This is a genomic window from Pseudomonas sp. 58(2021) (genome assembly GCF_017491585.1).
Lineage (GTDB): Bacteria > Pseudomonadota > Gammaproteobacteria > Pseudomonadales > Pseudomonadaceae > Aquipseudomonas > Aquipseudomonas fluorescens_BT.
The window spans coordinates 44,297-62,848 of sequence record NZ_JAFGYZ010000023.1; the positions used below are offsets into that span (position 1 = coordinate 44,297).

The following is an 18,552-nucleotide window of genomic DNA, read 5'->3' on the forward strand; positions in this document are numbered from 1 at the left end:
GTCTCAGTGACAGCTTGCGTGATCGGGATTGTCTGGTAGAATCCGCGGCCTAATTACGTGCGGTATTCAACAATCGTGTTGGATGGCGGCACGCCAGCTGAGGAAAACACCATGAAAGCCGATATCCACCCGAATTACCCAGAAGTTGCAGTAACTTGCAGCTGCGGCAACAAGTTCGAAACCCGTTCGACCTTCGGCAAAGCCCTGGCGATCGACGTTTGCAACGAGTGCCACCCGTTCTACACCGGTAAGCAGAAGACTCTGGACACCGGTGGTCGCGTTCAGAAGTTCGCCGACCGTTTCGGTGCTTTCGGCGCGAAAAAGGCCTAAGGCCCTTCATTCTGGAAAACCTCAGCGGCTTTTCCGGTCTGATGAAAAAGGCGTCCCTTGCGGGCGCCTTTTTTGTGTCCGCGATTTGGCTCTCCGCCGCCCAGGCCTTCTGCCCGGCGCCGTCCGGGCTGGACAGCGCCACGGTGCAGCGGGTGGTCGACGGCGACACTCTGCGCCTGAGCGACGGGCGCAATGTGCGGATGATCGGTCTCAATACGCCCGAACTCGGCAAGCAGGGCCGCAGCGACGAGCCGTTTGCGGTTGCCGCGCGCAAGCGTCTCGAAGCCCTGGTCGCCGAGAGCGACGGGCGGGTTGGCCTGCGACTCGGCGCCCAGCCCAAAGACCATTACGGCCGCACCCTGGCCCATGTTTTCAGCGCCAGGGGTGAGAACCTCGAAGCGCAGATGCTCGCCGATGGCCTCGGTTTCCAGGTCGCGGTGGCGCCGAATGTCGATCTGGTCGATTGCCAGCAAGCCGCCGAACGCCGCGCGCGAGAGGGCGGGCTTGGCCTGTGGAAGCGCTCACCTGTACTGAAAGCGGAGCAGATCGAGCGTTCGGGGTTCGCGCTGGTCAGCGGGCGTGTGAGCAAGGTTCAGCGCAATCGCGGCGGAATCTGGATCGAGTTGCAGGACAAGCTTGTACTGCGCGTTGCACCCAATCTGCTGGACCGTTTCGATGGTGCCTCTCTGCAAGCGTTGAAGGGCAAGCGGATCGAGGCCCGTGGCTGGGTGGTCGACCGTTCTCGGCGCGGTGGATTGAAATCTGGCCAGGCGCGCTGGCTGTTGCCGCTGACCGATCCTTCGATGCTCCAGCCGTCCCGCTGAAGAAAAAATTGTAGACATTTTTTCAGTCGATTGTGAACAGTCTAGCCCTTGTGCGCCGTGGCTCTTGGCCCAAAGTCGTAGGGCAGGGCGCTTGACAGGGGTGACCGGGCAGTCTTGTGGGGACTTTGCGAGGCGCGTATCCTCGCTGACCAGTCTGTCCAACAGTAAAAAGCGGAATGCCAAAATGTCTGATCTGAAAACTGCCGCTCTCGAATATCATGCCCATCCTCGTCCAGGGAAGCTGAGTGTCGAGCTCACCAAGGCCACTGCTACCGCCCGCGACCTGTCGCTGGCCTACAGCCCCGGCGTAGCTGAACCAGTGCGCGAGATCGCCCGCGATCCTGAACTGGCCTACAAGTACACCGGCAAGGGCAACCTGGTTGCAGTCATTTCCGATGGCACCGCGATTCTGGGCCTGGGTAACCTCGGCCCACTGGCTTCCAAGCCAGTGATGGAAGGTAAAGGTGTACTGTTCAAGCGCTTCGCCGGTATCGACGTATTCGACATCGAAGTCGATTCCGAAAGCCCGCAAGCCTTCATCGACACCGTAAAACGCATTTCCATCACGTTCGGCGGCATCAACCTGGAAGACATCAAGGCTCCGGAGTGCTTCGAGATCGAACGCGCCCTGATCGAGCAGTGCGACATTCCGGTGTTCCACGATGACCAGCACGGCACCGCGATCGTGACCGCTGCGGGCATGATCAACGCCCTGGAAATCGCTGGCAAAACCCTGGCCGACGCCAAGATCGTCTGCCTGGGCGCTGGCGCAGCCGCCATCTCCTGCATGAAACTGCTGGTGAGCATGGGCGCCAAGGTCGAGAACATCTTCATGGTTGACCGTACCGGCGTGATCCACGCTGGCCGTGACGACCTGAACCAGTACAAGGCCGTGTTCGCTCATCCTACCGAGAAGCGCACTCTGGACGACGCCATCGAAGGCGCTGACGTATTCGTCGGCCTGTCGGGCCCGAACCTGCTGAGCGCCGAGCAACTCAAGCGCATGGCGGCCAACCCGATCGTCTTCGCCTGCTCCAACCCGGATCCGGAAATCTCCCCGGAACTGGCTCACGCCACCCGCAACGACGTGATCATGGCCACCGGCCGTTCGGACTACCCGAACCAGGTCAACAACGTGCTGGGCTTCCCGTTCATCTTCCGCGGTGCCCTGGACGTTCGCGCCAAGCGCATCAACGAAGAAATGAAGATCGCTGCCGCCAACGCCCTGCGCGAACTGGCCAAGCTGCCGGTCCCTCAGGAAGTGTGCGACGCCTACGGCGGCATCTCCCTGGAATTCGGTCGTGAGTACATCATTCCGAAGCCAATGGACAAGCGCCTGATCACCGTGATCTCCGACGCCGTGGCCAAGGCTGCGATCGAGACCGGCGTAGCAACCCTGCCGTATCCGAAGAACTACCCGCTGAAAAGCGTGGATGATGTGTTCAACGGCTAAGTCGTTGTAGTGCTTCAACCGAAAGCCCCGGCTCGCGAGAGTCGGGGCTTTTTTGTGCCTATGAATTCTGTGTTGTCGGCGAGGGCCTCTTCGCGAGCAGACCCGCTCCCACAGGTGAAATGCATTCCAATGTGGGAGCGGGCTTGCTCGCGAAGGGGTCAGTCCATGCAATACAAATCTGGCAGGCATAAAAAAGCCCCGCACTTCTCACGAAGGCGGGGCTTTTTGCGGATCAGGATCAGAACAGGTCGATCGGCGCCTGTTCATCCGCCGGCAGCGGGCTGCCCGGTGCCGTGCCGTTGCCGATCTCGTTGACCGACGGTGGAGTGTCCTCAGCCTTGAACAGCTCGAAGTAGGCGCCTGGCGTGCTCGGCGACGCTGCGCGGCCGCTGACCGGGTCCACCCGCAGACTGAGGATGCCTTCCGGTTCCGGCTGGACATGCGGCGGCTTGTCCTTGAGCGCTGCGCTCATGTAGTTCATCCAGATCGGCAGCGCCACGGTGCCGCCGAACTCCCGGCGACCGAGGCTTTCCGGCTGGTCGAAACCGGTCCAGACCGTGGTCACGTAATCGGCGTTGTAACCGGAGAACCATGCATCCTTGGATTCGTTGGTCGTACCGGTCTTGCCGGCGATGTCGCTGCGGCCCATGGCCAGTGCGCGACGACCGGTGCCGAGCTTGATCACGTCCTGCAACATGCTGTTGAGGATGTAAGTGGTGCGGCCATCGACGATGCGCTCGGCGACTGCCGGCGCTTGTGGCACCGCTGCAGCGCCCGGCGCTTCGCCCGGCACCGGTGCGGCGTTGACGGTGAACGACTGGCTGGCCGGCGCCGCGATGCCGTCAGTGGCCGAGGCGCCTTGTGGCACGGTCGGCGGATTGGCGACGAACAGCGTGTCGCCATTGCGGCTTTCGATTTTGTCGATGATGTACGGGGTGATCTTGTAACCGCCGTTGGCAAAGGTGCTCCAGCCGGTGGCGATTTCCATCGGTGTCAGGGTCGCGGTGCCCAGTGCCAGGGACAGGTTTGGCGGCAGGTCCTGCTTGTTGAAGCCGAAGCGGGTGATGTAGTCGATGGTCTTGCCCACGCCCATGGCTTGCAGCAGGCGGATCGAAACCAGGTTGCGCGACTTGTACAGCGCTTCACGCAGGCGGATCGGGCCGAGGAAGGTGTTGGTGTCGTTCTTCGGGCGCCAGACCTTGTCCAGGTACTCGTCGACGAACACGATCGGCGCGTCGTTGACCAGCGTGGCAGCGGTGTAGCCGTTATCCAGCGCGGCACTGTAAACGAATGGCTTGAAGCTCGAACCCGGCTGACGCTTGGCCTGCATGGCACGGTTGTAGTTGCTCTGCTCGAAGGCGAAACCGCCGACCAGCGAGCGGATCGCGCCGTTCTGCGGGTCCAGCGATACCAGCGCGCCCTGGGCCTGCGGAATCTGGCTGAACTTCAGCGAATTGTTCGGCTGGCGCTGCACGCGCACCAGATCGCCGACCTGCGCCACATCCGATGGCTGACGCGGAGCTGCGCCCATGCTGTTGGTATTGAGGAACGGGCGGGCCCACTTCATGGTGTCCCAGGCAACGTGTTCTTCACCGGTGCGGGTCAGCACCTGCAGGCCGTTCTTGTCGACCTGGGTGACGATGGCCGGCTCCAGGCTGCTGATGGTGCGTTGCTTGGTCAGCTCGGTGGCCCAGGCTTCGCGGGTCTTGCCCGGCAGGCGCGATTCAGGGCCACGGTAGCCATGACGCTGATCGTAGGTCATCAGGCCTTCGTGCAGCGCGGTGTTGGCCATTTCCTGCAGATTGCTCGGCACCGTGGTGGTGACGCGGAAACCTTCGGTATAGGCGTCGCTGCCGTAGCGGCCGACCATTTCCGCACGGGCCATCTCGGCGATGTACGGCGCGTTCACTTCCGGGGTCGGCACGTGGTAGCTGGCGTTCAGCGGCTCGTTGATCGCGGCGGTGTAGTCGGCCTCGGTGATCTTGCCGAGCTTGTACATGCGCCCGAGGATCCAGTCGCGACGCTCTTTGCTGCGCGCCGGGTTGGCCAGCGGGTTGAAGCGCGACGGGGCTTTCGGCAGGCCGGCGATCATCGCCATCTGCGCCAGGCTGACTTCGCGGATCGACTTGCCGTAATACACCTGCGCCGCCGCCTCGATGCCGTAGGCGCGGTTGCCCAGATAGATCTTGTTCACGTACAGCTCAAGGATCTCGTCCTTGGTCAGCTGGCGTTCGATCTGCAGGGCCAGGAGGATTTCCGTGGTCTTGCGCGAGAAGCTGCGTTCGCTGGTCAGGAAGAAGTTCTTCGCCACCTGCATGGTGATGGTGCTGCCGCCGGACTGGATGTGCCCGCTCTTGACCAGTTGGGTCGCGGCACGCATCAGGCTGCTCGGATCGACGCCATAGTGGTTGGCGAAGTTGTCGTCTTCAGCACTTAGTAACGCATTGATGAAATTGGGGGGAATGTCGGCGAAACGGATCGGTGTGCGGCGCATTTCGCCAAATTCTGCGATCAACTTGTTGTCGCTGCTGTACACCCGGAGCGGAATCTGCAACTGAATGCTTCTCAGCGCCTCCACAGATGGCAAACCCGGACTAAGGTAAAGAAACGCGCCACTGAGAACTAAAAGCAGTCCGCAGAAAACGGCGACGATGGACCAACCGAAGAATTTCAGCAGACGAATCAAGGCTTTTGGACATCCAGGGCAAAGAATGAATTGGGCGACAGGGTTCCGGGAACACACAGAACGGCCCGCGCCGGCAGTAAAAAGCGGAAAAAATCGCTGGGCATTATAAGCACTTTTCCGCTGGGGGCGTCATTTGCGCTTCTGTCAAGACGGGGCGAGGGAACGCAATGCGCATTACAGAGTCCGTAACTCACGGAAAGTCATAGGGAATTGGTAGTGCTAGGACTCTTCAATAAAAAGACCAATACATTGCTGGGGATCGATATCAGCTCCACTTCGGTGAAGCTGCTGGAGCTGAGCCGTCAGGGCGAGCGCTACCGGGTCGAGGCGTACGCGGTGGAGCCGTTGCCGGCCAATGCCGTGGTCGAAAAGAACATCGCCGAACTCGAAGGCGTCGGGCACGCCCTGTCCCGGGTGCTGGTCAAGGCCCGCACCGGGCTGAAAACCGTCGCAGTGGCGGTAGCCGGTTCTGCCGTGATCACCAAGGTCATCGAGATGGACGCCGGCTTGTCCGAGGACGAGCTGGAAAACCAGCTCAAGATCGAAGCCGACCAGTACATTCCCTATCCGCTGGACGAAGTCGCCATCGATTTTGAAGTCCAGGGCATTTCGCCGCGCAACCCCGAGCGCGTCAACGTGCTGCTGGCCGCCTGTCGCAAGGAAAACGTCGAAGTCCGTGAGGCGGCCCTGGCCCTTGCCGGCTTGACTGCGCGGGTGGTAGACGTCGAGGCCTATGCGCTGGAACGCTCCTTCGGCCTGCTGGCCACGCAACTGGCGGCCTCCCAGGAGCGCCTGACGGTCGCGGTGGTCGACATCGGCGCGACCATGACCACCCTCAGCGTCCTGCATAACGGGCGGATCATCTATACCCGGGAGCAACTGTTCGGCGGTCGCCAGCTGACCGAGGAAATCCAGCGCCGCTATGGCCTGACCCTCGAGCAGGCCGGGCTGGCCAAGAAGCAGGGCGGGCTGCCGGACGATTACGTCAGCGAAGTCCTGCAACCGTTTCGCGAGGCGCTGGTACAGCAGGTTTCACGTTCACTGCAATTCTTCTTCGCCTCCGGCCAGTACAACGCGGTCGATCACATTCTGCTGGCCGGCGGCACGGCCTCGGTGCCGGGGCTGGACCGGCTGATCGAAGAGCGACTGGGCACACCGACCCAGGTCGCCAATCCGTTTTCCGACATGTCCTTGAGCAACAAGGTCAACGCCGGAGCCCTGGCGAGTGACGCGCCGGCCCTGATGATTGCCTGCGGGCTCGCGCTCAGGAGTTTCGACTGATGGCGCGGATCAACCTTCTCCCCTGGCGCGAGGAGCGCCGCGAAGAACGGCGCAAACGCTTCCTGCTGGCCCTGACCGGCGTGGTGGTCGGTTCCGTCGGCGCGCTGTTCATTGCCGCGCAGGTTTTCAGCACCGCCATCGAGCATCAACGGGCGCGTAACGATTACATCGGCAAGCAGATCGCTGTGGTTGATGAGCGCATCAAGCAGATCAGTGAGCTCAAGGCACGTCGCCAGCAACTGGTAGAGCGCATGCGCATCATCCAGGACCTGCAGGGCAACCGGCAGGTCAGCGGGCGGATCTTCGATCAACTGGCGCGGACCCTTCCCGACGGCGTCTATTTCACCAGCGTGAAGATGGTCGGCAAGACACTGTCGATCAGTGGTGCAGCGGAGTCGAACAATCGGGTGTCCGACCTGATGCGCAATCTCGAAGCGTCCGACTGGTTCGATGCCCCGACCCTGAACGAAGTCAAGGCAACCACGGCGGGGCAGCTGGATCAGGCCAACATGTTCCAGTTGACTGTACATCAGACCCGGCCGAAGAACCTGGAGGACGAGCCATGAAACCGTCCGAATGGCTGGCCAGCCTGCGCAGTATCGACTTCAACGAGCTGGATACCGGCAACATCGGCTCGTGGCCACCGGCAGTAAAAGGCCTGGCCGGAGTGCTGCTGATGATTCTGGTACTGGCGCTGGGCTACAACTTTTTCGTCAGCGACATGGAAAGCGAGCTCGAAACCAAACGTGCGGAAGAAGCCACGCTCAAGGAGCAGTTCTCCAGCAAGGCGCACATGGCGGCCAATCTGGAGCTGTACACCCAGCAGATGAAGGAGATGGAAAACTCGTTCGGCGTGTTGCTGCGGCAATTGCCCAGCGATACCGAAGTGCCCGGGTTGCTGGAGGACATCACACGCACCGGACTGGGAAGTGGCCTTGAGTTCGAAGAGATCAAGCTGTTGCCGGAGGTGACGCAGCAGTTCTACATCGAATTGCCGATCCAGATCACCGTCACGGGCGCCTATCACGACCTCGCCACCTTCGTCAGTGGCGTGGCCGGATTGCCGCGAATCGTGACCCTGCACGACTTCGAGCTGGCGCCGGCCAACCCGGAAGGCGGGACGAAGCTGCGCATGAGCATCCTCGCCAAGACGTACCGCTACAACGACAAGGGGCTGCAAAAATGAGCCCGATCCGTTTTCTTCTGTTGTCGGCATTGATGCTGGGGCTGAGCGGTTGCGGCGGCAACGACTTCGGCGATCTCGACGCCTACATGAATGAAGTGCGTCTGCGACCACCGGGCAGGATCGAGCCGACGCCAACCTTTCGTTCCTACCCGACGTTCACCTACAGCGCCGCGAACCTGCGCAGCCCGTTCTCGCGTCAGGTGCGGGTGGATCTGGCCGGGCAGCAGCACGGCTCGCGCAACGTCAAACCGGATCCGAACCGGATCAAGCAATACCTCGAAGGTTTCAACATCGAGCAGTTCGAGATGGTCGGCACGATTTCCAATGCCTCCGGTTCCTTTGCGCTGCTGCGCGGGGCGGGCGGAGTGCACCGGCTGAAGGTCGGCGATTACCTGGGGCGCAACGACGGGCGCATCGTCGCGATCAGCGCCTCCCAGGTCGATGTGGTCGAAATCGTTCCCGACGGCGAAGGCGCCTGGCTGGAGCGGCCGCGCACCATTCCTTTGAAAGAGCACTCATAGTGGAAGTCGAACAATGAACAGGATTTTCTCCACCCTCGGTTTTTCGCTATGGATAGCGCTGCTTTCACCGATGGTTCAAGCGGCCAACCTGAAGACGCTGGATGTTGCCGCGCTGCCGGGTGATCGCGTCGAGCTGAAGCTGTCGTTCGACGGCCCGCCGCCGCAGCCCAAGGGTTACACCACCGACTCGCCGGCGCGCATCGCCCTCGACCTGCCGGGAGTAGCCAGCCAGCTCGCGACCAAGACCCGCGACCTCGGTAGCGGCAATGCGCGCTCTGCCACGGTGGTCGAGGCCAATGACCGCACCCGGTTGATCATCAATCTGACGCAACTGGCGCCGTATGACGCCCGGGTGGAGGGCAACACGCTGTTCGTGGTGGTCGGGCAAGGCACCAAGGCCACCGCGCCGCGACCTGCCGCCAAGACACCGCGCTCCACGCCGGTGGCAGCGCCGGCGCGGACTTACGCACCCGTCGCCAGGGCCATTCGTGGTGTGGACTTCCAGCGTGGCACGGCGGGTGAGGGCAATGTGGTCATCGACCTGTCCGACCCGACCATCGCGCCGGACATCCAGGAACACGACGGCAAAATCATCCTCAACTTTGCTCGCACCCAATTGCCAGAGCCATTGCGGGTGCGTCTCGACGTCAAGGATTTCGCCACCCCGGTGCAGTTCGTCAATGCCGGCGTCAGTGGAGATCGGGCGACCATCACCGTTGAGCCCGGCGGCACGTTCGACTATTCCACCTACCAGACCGACAACAAGCTGACCGTGAGCATCCGGCCGCTGACGATCGACGACCTGCAAAAACGCAATGCCGACCGCAACAGCTACAGCGGCGAGAAACTGTCCCTCAACTTTCAGGACATCGACGTGCGTTCGGTGCTGCAACTGATCGCCGACTTCACCAATCTCAATCTGGTGGCCAGCGACACAGTGCAGGGCGGAATCACCTTGCGCCTGCAAAACGTGCCGTGGGATCAGGCGCTGGATCTGGTGCTCAAGACCAAAGGCCTGGACAAGCGCAAGGTCGGCAATGTGTTGCTGGTGGCGCCGGCCGATGAAATCGCCGCCCGCGAACGGCAGGAACTGGAGTCGCAGAAGCAGATCGCCGAGCTGGCGCCACTGCGTCGTGAACTGCTGCAAGTGAACTACGCCAAGGCGGCGGACATCGCCAAGCTGTTCCAGTCGGTCACCAGTGCCGAGGCCAAGGTCGACGAACGGGGTTCGATCACCGTCGATGAGCGCACCAACAACATCATCGCCTACCAGACTCAGGATCGCCTCGACGAACTGCGGCGGATCGTGGCGCAGCTGGATATCCCGGTGCGCCAAGTGATGATTGAGGCGCGGATCGTCGAGGCCAACGTCGATTACGACAAGAGCCTGGGTGTGCGCTGGGGCGGGTCGATCCAGAACAAGGGCAACTGGAACACTTCCGGGGTCAGCAACGGTTCGTCGACCACCATCGGCACGCCGGGGAGCACCAGCACCAACTCGCCGTTCGTCGACATGGGCACGGTCAACAACACGTCCGGGATCGGCATTGCGTTCATCACCGACAACGTCTTGCTGGACCTTGAGCTGACGGCGATGGAAAAGACCGGCAACGGCGAAATCGTCTCGCAGCCCAAGGTGGTCACCTCGGACAAAGAGACCGCGAAGATCCTCAAGGGCACCGAGATTCCGTATCAGGAAGCCAGTTCCAGCGGCGCTACGTCGGTGTCGTTCAAGGAGGCCTCGCTGTCGCTGGAGGTCACGCCGCAGATCACCCCGGACAACCGCATCATCATGGAGGTCAAGGTCACCAAGGACGAACCGGACTACCTGAACAAAGTGCAGGATGTACCACCGATCAAGAAAAACGAGGTCAATGCCAAGGTGCTGGTGAACGACGGCGAGACCATCGTGATCGGGGGCGTTTTCTCAAATACTCAAAGCAAGGTCGTAGATAAGGTGCCATTTCTTGGCGATGTGCCGTATCTTGGCCGCCTTTTCCGGCGTGATGTGGTTTCGGAGAAAAAATCCGAGCTGCTGGTATTCCTCACTCCGCGTATCATGAATAACCAGGCGATTGCTGTGAGTCGTTGATTCTGTGCGAAATTTGATTCTTGTAGGACCGATGGGGGCTGGAAAAAGCACCATCGGCCGATTACTGGCCAAAGAGCTGCGCCTGCCGTTCAAGGATTCCGACAAGGAAATTGAGCTGCGTACGGGCGCCAATATCCCGTGGATCTTCGACAAGGAAGGCGAGCCCGGTTTTCGTGATCGTGAGCAGGCGATGATCGCCGAGCTGTGCGCGTTCGACGGCGTGGTGCTGGCGACGGGCGGCGGCGCGGTGATGCGTGACGCCAATCGCAAGGCCCTGCACGAGGGCGGGCGGGTGGTGTATCTGCACGCCTCCGTCGAACAGCAGGTCGGCCGCACCTCCCGCGACCGCAATCGCCCGCTGTTGCGCACGGCCAATCCCGAGAAAACCCTGCGCGACCTGCTGGCGATTCGTGATCCGCTGTATCGGGAAATCGCCGATCTGGTGGTGGAAACCGACGAGCGGCCGCCACGCATGGTGGTGCTCGACATTCTTGACCGCCTGGCGCAACTTCCGCCCCGTTAAAGCGCCGCCCGAAATGCGCTATCCTCGGCGTCCTGTCGAGGGTTGTGGCGGATCGCACGCAAGCGGCGTCACATCACTCAAGACCGGGGACATCCGATAATTCAAGGCAGGACGCCTGCTTCCATCTTCACTGTGGGGACACATGCAGACACTCAAGGTCGATCTAGGCGAGCGCAGCTACCCGATTCATATTGGCGAAGGCCTGTTGGATCAGCCTGAACTGCTGGCTCCGCATATCCATGGGCGGCAGGTGGCGATCATCTCCAACGAGACCGTTGCGCCGCTCTATCTCGAGCGTCTGACCCGCAGTCTGTCGCAGTTCTCGGTGGTTTCCGTTGTGCTGCCGGACGGCGAAGCCTTCAAGAACTGGGAAACCCTGCAACTGATCTTCGACGGCCTGCTGACCGCTCGTCATGACCGTCGCACCACGGTGATCGCCCTCGGTGGCGGTGTGATCGGCGACATGGCCGGTTTTGCAGCCGCCTGCTACCAGCGCGGCGTCGATTTCATCCAGATTCCTACCACGCTGCTGTCCCAGGTCGATTCGTCGGTGGGCGGCAAGACCGGGATCAACCATCCGCTGGGCAAGAACATGGTCGGCGCCTTCTACCAGCCGAACGTGGTGCTGATCGATACGGCCTCCCTGAAAACCCTGCCAGCGCGTGAACTGTCGGCCGGTCTGGCGGAAGTCATCAAGTACGGCCTGATCTGCGACGAGCCGTTCCTGACCTGGCTCGAAGACAACGTCGACGCCCTGCGTGCACTGGATCAGAAAGCCCTGACCTATGCCATCGAGCGTTCCTGCGCCGCCAAGGCGGCGGTAGTCGGTGCCGATGAGAAAGAAACCGGTGTGCGCGCCACGCTCAATCTCGGCCACACCTTTGGCCACGCCATCGAGACCCACATGGGCTATGGTGTCTGGTTGCACGGTGAGGCGGTCGCTGCTGGCACGGTAATGGCGATGGAAATGTCCGCGCGCCTCGGCTGGATCAGCGAGCAGGAGCGTGATCGCGGCATCCGACTGTTCCAGCGGGCCGGTCTGCCGGTGATTCCGCCGGAAGAGATGACCGAGGCCGATTTTCTCGAACACATGGCAATTGACAAAAAAGTGATCGACGGTCGTTTGCGCCTGGTGCTGCTGCGCCGGATGGGCGAAGCGGTGGTGACCGACGATTATCCGAAAGAGGTTTTACAGGCCACGCTGGGAGCGGATTACCGCGCTCTGGCTCAGCTTAAAGGTTAATAAGATTCCGATGACTAGTTTGCATGCCGACGAGGCGTTCCTCGGCCATTTCCAGTTAAGTCACGACCCTTTCGCACCACGGGTCCCGGGCTTCAAATTCTTCCCGGCCCAGCGCAAACCGGTGCTGGGTCAACTGCACCACCTGGCGCGTTACAGCCAGTTGCTGCTGGTGGTCACCGGCCCTCAGGGCAGCGGCAAGACGTTGCTGCGCCAGGCTTTGGTGGCCAGCACCAACAAGCAGTCGGTTCAAAGTGTTGTCGTCTCCGCTCGTGGCGCCGGCGATGCGGCTGGTGTGCTGCGTCAGGTTGCTCAGGGGCTGGATGTCGCCCAGGCCGAGGTCGGGGCGATCCTCGATCAGGTCGTACAGCTGGCGCTGACTGGTCAGGAGGTCTATCTGCTGGTGGATGACGCCGAACAGCTCGACGAATCCGCGCTCGAAGCCCTGATGGCTTTGGGGGCCGGCGCGCCGGAAGGCCGTCCGCACGTGTTCCTGTTCGGTGAGTCGTCGCTGATTGCACAGCTTGAGGCGCTGCACCTTGAGGAAGAGCGTTTCCACGTCATCGAACTGCAGCCGTACACCGAAGAAGAAACCCGCGAATATCTCGACCAGCGGCTCGAAGGCGCCGGCCGGGGCGTCGAACTTTTCACCGCGGATCAGATCTCTGATATTCACGAAAGCTCCGAGGGTTGGCCCGGCAACATCAACCAGGTCGCTCGCGATGCACTGATCGAAGTCATGATTGCCAGCCGCTCTGCGGTGAAGCGTCCAAGTATGGGGTTCAACATGCCGAAGAAACACGTATTGGCGATTTCCGCCGTTGTCGTGGTGGCGGTCGCTGCCGCCTGGCTGATGCCCGGTCGCAACAAGGCGCCGACCACCGGCGCACCGGCCAATGAACAGGCACAACTGCCACTGGGTCAGGGTGGTGCGCCGAACGTGGAGTTCGCCGGTAACACCCAGCCGATGCCCTTGCCGCTGGTCGGCAATTCGCAGCCGGTCATGCGCAAGCCCTTGGCCGAAGCGGCCGGCGGGATCACCGAAGGTGACGACGGTGTGCCGCTGGAAGGTTCCAGCAATACGCCGCCAACCGTGACCACTTCTGCGCCGCCGGTCGGTGTGCCGGCCGGTCCTGTACCGACGCCGGTTCCGGTCCCTGTCCCTGCGGCCAAACCGACACCGGCTCCGACCCAGGTGGCTACCGCCAAGCCAGCACCTGCTCCGGTGGCCAAGCCGGCCCCGGCGCCTGCCAAGCCTGTGGCAGCGGCCAAACCGGCCGAGAAAGCCGCCGAGAAGCCGGTTGCCGTTGCCAAAGCCGCCGGCGGTAGCTGGTATGCAGGTCAAGCACCGGGCAACTACGTGGTGCAGATCCTCGGCACCAGCTCTGAAGCCGCCGCGCAAAACTTCGTCAAGGAGCAGGGCGGCGAGTACCGCTATTTCAAGAAAGTCCTCAACGGCAAGCCGCTCTACGTGATCACCTATGGCAGCTTCGCCAATCGTGATGCGGCCGTTTCTGCCATCAAGGCCTTGCCAGCGAAGGTTCAGGCTGGTAAACCTTGGCCTCGCACTGTCGCCAGCGTCCAACAGGAACTGGCAACAACTCGCTGAAGATTCGGCGGCCTTACCCAGGCCGCCTCTCCAAGCACCTCAAAATTTCTACAAGTGCGCGCCGCCCTTACGGGCCGCGTGCCTTGTGGTGTCTGCGTCACAGTAGTCTTTGAGTCGTTGCGGTCAAAATTAAAAAAGTTTTGACTAGCACAGCAGATCGTTTTAAACCTTTCACAAATGCGACATGGATTTGCGATATTTCGTCGTCAAATTTGTGAGCCTCTGTGTCGCTGTGTACAATGACCACCCTTTTGCCCCCGCAAAGCCGGCGTACGTTCGGCGCTAGGTGCAAGTGGTTGAATTGAAAAGAAATTTGCCTCGAAAAGAGGCAGCCTGGTGAGAAAGTGTCTATGAAAGCAGGTCTGTACCAACCAGATGAATTCAAGGATAACTGCGGTTTCGGCCTGATAGCCCATATGCAGGGCGAACCCAGTCATACCCTTTTGCAAACGGCCATCGAGGCCCTGACCTGCATGACCCACCGCGGTGGGATTAATGCCGACGGCAAGACCGGTGACGGTTGCGGTCTGCTGATTCAAAAACCCGACGCCTTCCTGCGTGCCATTGCCCAGGAAGCCTTCAGCGTCGAGCTGCCCAAGCAATACGCCGTGGGCATGGTCTTCTTCAATCAGGATCCGGCCAAGGCCGAAGCCGCTCGCGAGAACATGAACCGCGAGATCCTGGCCGAAGGCCTGCAACTGATCGGCTGGCGCAAAGTACCGATCGACACCAGCGTCCTCGGCCGCCTCGCCCTTGAGCGCCTGCCGCAGATCGAGCAGGTGTACATCGGTGGCGAAGGCCTGAGCGATCAGGACATGGCGGTCAAGCTGTTCAGCGCCCGTCGTCGTTCGTCGGTGGCCAACGCCGCCGACACCGACCACTACATCTGCAGCTTTTCCCACAAGACCATCATCTATAAAGGCCTGATGATGCCGGCCGATCTGGCCGCTTTCTATCCGGACCTGGGTGACCAGCGCCTGCAAACCGCAATTTGCGTGTTCCACCAGCGCTTTTCCACCAACACCTTGCCGAAATGGCCGCTGGCCCAGCCATTCCGCTTCCTCGCCCACAACGGCGAGATCAACACCATCACCGGCAACCGCAACTGGGCTCAGGCCCGTCGCACCAAGTTCACCAACGATCTGATGGATCTGGAAGAACTCGGCCCGCTGGTGAACCGCGTTGGCTCCGACTCTTCGAGCATGGACAACATGCTCGAACTGATGGTCACCGGCGGCATCGACCTGTTCCGTGGCGTGCGGATGATCATTCCGCCTGCGTGGCAGAACGTCGAAACCATGGACCCGGACCTGCGTGCGTTCTACGAGTACAACTCGATGCACATGGAACCTTGGGACGGCCCGGCCGGCGTTGTGATGACCGACGGTCGCTACGCGGTGTGCCTGCTCGACCGTAACGGTCTGCGCCCGGCGCGCTGGGTTACCACCACCAACGGTTTCATCACTGTCGCTTCGGAAATCGGCGTCTGGAACTACCAGCCGCAGGACGTGATCGCCAAGGGCCGCGTCGGTCCTGGCCAGATCCTCGCCGTGGACACCGAAACCGGTCAGATCCTCGACACCGACGCGATCGACAACCGTCTCAAATCCCGTCATCCGTACAAGCAATGGCTGCGCAAGAATGCCCTGCGCATCCAGGCGACCATGGAAGACAACGATCACGGTTCGGCTTTCTACGACGTCGATCAGCTCAAGCAATACATGAAGATGTATCAGGTCACGTTCGAAGAGCGTGATCAGGTACTGCGTCCGCTCGGCGAGCAAGGCTACGAAGCCGTCGGCTCGATGGGCGACGACACGCCGATGGCCGTGCTGTCCCAGCGCGTGCGCACGCCGTACGACTATTTCCGTCAGCAGTTCGCGCAGGTGACCAATCCGCCGATCGACCCGCTGCGTGAAGCGATCGTGATGTCGCTGGAAATCTGTCTCGGTGCCGAGCGCAACATCTTCCAGGAATCGCCGGAACACGCGTCGCGCGTAATCCTCAGCTCGCCGGTGATTTCCCCGGCCAAGTGGCGCTCGCTGATGAACCTCGACCGCCCGGGTTTCGAGCGGCAGATCATCGACCTCAACTACGACGAAAGCGTCGGCCTCGAAGCGGCGATCCGCAATGTGGCCGATCAGGCTGAAGAAGCCGTGCGTGCCGGTCGTACCCAGATTGTCCTGAGCGACCGCCATATCGCGCCGGGCAAACTGCCGATCCACGCCTCGATGGCCACCGGCGCGGTACACCACCGTCTGACCGAAAAAGGCTTGCGCTGCGACTCCAACATCCTGGTGGAGACCGCCACCGCGCGCGATCCGCATCACTTTGCGGTGCTGATCGGTTTCGGCGCCTCGGCGGTGTATCCGTTCCTGGCCTACGAAGTGCTGGGCGACCTGATCCGCACCGGTGAAGTGCTGGGCGACCTCTACGAGGTGTTCAAGAACTACCGCAAAGGCATCACCAAAGGTCTGTTGAAGATCCTGTCGAAGATGGGCATCTCGACCATCGCCTCGTATCGCGGTGCGCAGCTGTTCGAAGCCATCGGTCTGTCCGAAGAAGTCTGCAACCTGAGCTTCCGTGGCGTGCCGAGCCGCATCAAAGGGGCGCGTTTTGTCGACATCGAAGCCGAACAGAAAGCACTGGCCACCGAAGCCTGGAGTCCGCGCAAGCCGATCCAGCAGGGCGGTCTGCTGAAGTTCGTCCACGGTGGCGAATATCACGCGTACAACCCGGACGTGGTCAACACCCTGCAAGCCGCCGTGCAGCAGGGCGACTACGCCAAATTCAAGGAATACACCTCACTGGTGGACAACCGTCCGGTGTCGATGATTCGCGACCTGTTCAAGGTCAAGACCCTCGACACGCCGCTGGACATCAGTGAAGTCGAGCCGCTGGAATCGGTGCTCAAGCGCTTCGACTCCGCCGGTATCTCGCTGGGCGCTCTGTCGCCGGAAGCGCACGAAGCCCTGGCCGAAGCCATGAACCGCCTCGGTGCGCGTTCCAACTCCGGCGAAGGCGGCGAAGACCCGGCGCGCTACGGCACCATCAAGAGCTCGAAAATCAAGCAGGTCGCGACCGGCCGTTTCGGGGTGACCCCGGAATACCTGGTCAATGCCGAAGTGCTGCAGATCAAGGTCGCCCAAGGCGCCAAGCCGGGCGAGGGCGGGCAACTGCCGGGCGGCAAGGTGAACGGGCTGATCGCCAAGCTGCGTTACGCAGTGCCGGGCGTGACTCTGATTTCGCCACCGCCGCACCACGACATCTATTCCATCGAAGACTTGTCGCAGCTGATCTTCGACCTGAAACAGGTCAACCCGAAGGCGCTGGTTTCGGTGAAGCTCGTGGCTGAAGCAGGCGTCGGCACCATCGCCGCCGGTGTGGCCAAGGCCTATGCGGACTTGATCACCATCTCCGGCTACGACGGTGGCACCGGTGCTTCGCCGCTGACCTCGATCAAATACGCTGGCGCACCGTGGGAACTCGGCCTGGCCGAAACCCACCAGACCCTGCGTGGCAACGACCTGCGCGGCAAGGTCCGGGTGCAGACCGACGGCGGCCTGAAAACCGGCCTCGACGTGATCAAGGCCGCGATCCTCGGCGCCGAAAGCTTCGGCTTCGGTACTGCGCCGATGATCGCGCTGGGCTGCAAATACCTGCGTATCTGCCACCTGAACAACTGCGCCACCGGCGTCGCGACCCAGAACGAGAAGCTGCGCAAGGATCACTACATCGGCACCGTCGACATGGTGGTGAATTTCTTCACCTACGTCGCCGAAGAAACCCGTGAGTGGCTGGCCAAGCTGGGCGTGCGTTCCCTCGAAGAGCTGATCGGCCGCACCGATCTGCTGGAAGTCCTCGAAGGCCAGACCGCCAAGCAGCATCACCTGGATCTGACCCCGCTGCTGGGCAGCGATCACATCCCGGCGGACAAGCCTCAGTTCTGCGGCGTCGAGCGCAACCCGCCGTTCGACCAGGGCCTGTTGGCCGAGAAAATGGTCGAGATGGCGACATCGGCGATCAACGACCTCAGCGGCGCCGAGTTCGACCTGGATATCTGCAACTGCGACCGTTCGATCGGCGCAAGGATCTCCGGCGAAATCGCGCGCAAGCACGGCAACCAGGGAATGGCGAAAGCGCCGATCACCTTCCGCTTCAAGGGCACTGCCGGTCAGAGCTTCGGCGTGTGGAACGCCGGCGGTCTGAACCTGTACCTGGAAGGCGATGCCAACGACTACGTCGGCAAAGGCATGACGGGCGGCAAACTGGTCATCGTGCCGCCGAAGGGCAGCGTTTATCAGACTCAGAACAGCGCCATCATCGGCAACACCTGCCTGTACGGCGCCACCGGCGGCAAGCTGTTCGCCGCCGGCACCGCAGGCGAGCGTTTCGCCGTGCGCAACTCCGGTGCCCACACGGTCGTGGAAGGCACTGGCGATCACTGCTGCGAGTACATGACCGGTGGTTTTGTCTGCGTCCTGGGCAAGACCGGTTACAACTTCGGCTCTGGCATGACCGGTGGTTTCGCCTACGTGCTCGACCAGGACAACACTTTCGTTGACCGGGTCAACCACGAACTGGTGGAGATCCAGCGGATCAGCGGCGAGGCGATGGAATCCTATCGCAGCCACCTGCAGAACGTGCTGAACGAGTACGTCGCGGAAACCGACAGCGAGTGGGGTCGTGAACTCGCCGAGAACCTCGATGACTACTTGCGTCGTTTCTGGCTGGTCAAGCCGAAGGCTGCCAACCTGAAATCGTTGCTTTCCAGCACCCGTGCCAACCCGCAGTGATATGCGCCTGA

General features: G+C 61.6%; 13 protein-coding genes. 12 read left to right on the plus strand and 1 reads right to left on the minus strand.

Translation table 11 applies throughout. The features are described 5' to 3' along the window. Positions 1-111: 111 nt before the first annotated feature. The 3 genes from rpmE to J5M72_RS23340 all read left to right on the plus strand — a co-directional run bounded on the left by rpmE (position 112) and on the right by J5M72_RS23340 (position 2,607). Positions 112-330 carry a 50S ribosomal protein L31 gene (rpmE, locus tag J5M72_RS23330; RefSeq protein WP_007952398.1) on the plus strand — a complete coding sequence of 73 codons (219 nt, stop codon included), beginning with the start codon at positions 112-114 and terminating at the stop codon, positions 328-330. Positions 331-371: 41 nt separating this feature from the next. After that, positions 372-1,154 (plus strand): thermonuclease family protein, encoded by a 783-nt coding sequence (locus tag J5M72_RS23335; RefSeq protein WP_207867225.1) that lies wholly within the window; start codon positions 372-374, stop codon positions 1,152-1,154. A 184-nt stretch (positions 1,155-1,338) separates the two neighbouring features. Then, on the plus strand, positions 1,339-2,607 hold the full coding sequence (locus J5M72_RS23340; RefSeq protein WP_169428502.1) for a malic enzyme-like NAD(P)-binding protein: 1,269 nt from the start codon (positions 1,339-1,341) through the stop codon (positions 2,605-2,607). Between the two features lie 238 nt (positions 2,608-2,845). Here the strand turns inward: J5M72_RS23340 and J5M72_RS23345 are convergent, their stop codons facing one another. Beyond that, positions 2,846-5,293: a penicillin-binding protein 1A gene (locus tag J5M72_RS23345; protein WP_169428503.1), complete on the minus strand. Its 2,448-nt coding sequence runs from the start codon at positions 5,291-5,293 to the stop codon at positions 2,846-2,848. Positions 5,294-5,509: 216 nt separating this feature from the next. On the opposite strand from J5M72_RS23345, the gene J5M72_RS23350 reads away from it, so the two are divergent. The 9 genes from J5M72_RS23350 (at position 5,510) to gltB (ending at position 18,541) form a co-directional block, all read left to right on the plus strand. Next, positions 5,510-6,574 carry a pilus assembly protein PilM gene (locus J5M72_RS23350; protein WP_169428504.1) on the plus strand — a complete coding sequence of 355 codons (1,065 nt, stop codon included), beginning with the start codon at positions 5,510-5,512 and terminating at the stop codon, positions 6,572-6,574. Next, a complete protein-coding gene (locus J5M72_RS23355) occupies positions 6,574-7,140 on the plus strand; it encodes a PilN domain-containing protein (protein ID WP_169428505.1) in 567 nt (188 codons plus the stop codon). The genes J5M72_RS23350 and J5M72_RS23355 overlap by 1 nt, the downstream gene beginning before the upstream one ends. Beyond that, positions 7,137-7,760: a type 4a pilus biogenesis protein PilO gene (gene pilO / locus J5M72_RS23360; protein ID WP_169428506.1), complete on the plus strand. Its 624-nt coding sequence runs from the start codon at positions 7,137-7,139 to the stop codon at positions 7,758-7,760. Before J5M72_RS23355 ends, pilO begins: the two co-directional genes overlap by 4 nt. Beyond that, positions 7,757-8,281 (plus strand): pilus assembly protein PilP, encoded by a 525-nt coding sequence (locus J5M72_RS23365; RefSeq protein WP_207867226.1) that lies wholly within the window; start codon positions 7,757-7,759, stop codon positions 8,279-8,281. The genes pilO and J5M72_RS23365 overlap by 4 nt, the downstream gene beginning before the upstream one ends. Before the next feature lie 13 nt (positions 8,282-8,294). Beyond that, positions 8,295-10,373, plus strand: coding sequence for a type IV pilus secretin PilQ (gene pilQ / locus J5M72_RS23370; protein WP_169428508.1), 2,079 nt, complete (start codon positions 8,295-8,297; stop codon positions 10,371-10,373). A gap of 4 nt (positions 10,374-10,377) precedes the next feature. After that, positions 10,378-10,896, plus strand: a complete 519-nt coding sequence (gene aroK, locus J5M72_RS23375; RefSeq protein ID WP_011332081.1) for a shikimate kinase AroK — start codon at positions 10,378-10,380, stop codon at positions 10,894-10,896. 142 nt (positions 10,897-11,038) lie between these two features. Further along, complete coding sequence (gene aroB, locus J5M72_RS23380; RefSeq protein WP_207867227.1) at positions 11,039-12,139, plus strand: 3-dehydroquinate synthase; 1,101 nt, start codon at positions 11,039-11,041, stop codon at positions 12,137-12,139. Between the two features lie 10 nt (positions 12,140-12,149). After that, positions 12,150-13,745, plus strand: coding sequence for an AAA family ATPase (locus J5M72_RS23385; protein WP_207867228.1), 1,596 nt, complete (start codon positions 12,150-12,152; stop codon positions 13,743-13,745). Between the two features lie 350 nt (positions 13,746-14,095). Then, positions 14,096-18,541, plus strand: coding sequence for a glutamate synthase large subunit (gene gltB, locus J5M72_RS23390; RefSeq protein WP_207867229.1), 4,446 nt, complete (start codon positions 14,096-14,098; stop codon positions 18,539-18,541). Positions 18,542-18,552: the final 11 nt, after the last annotated feature.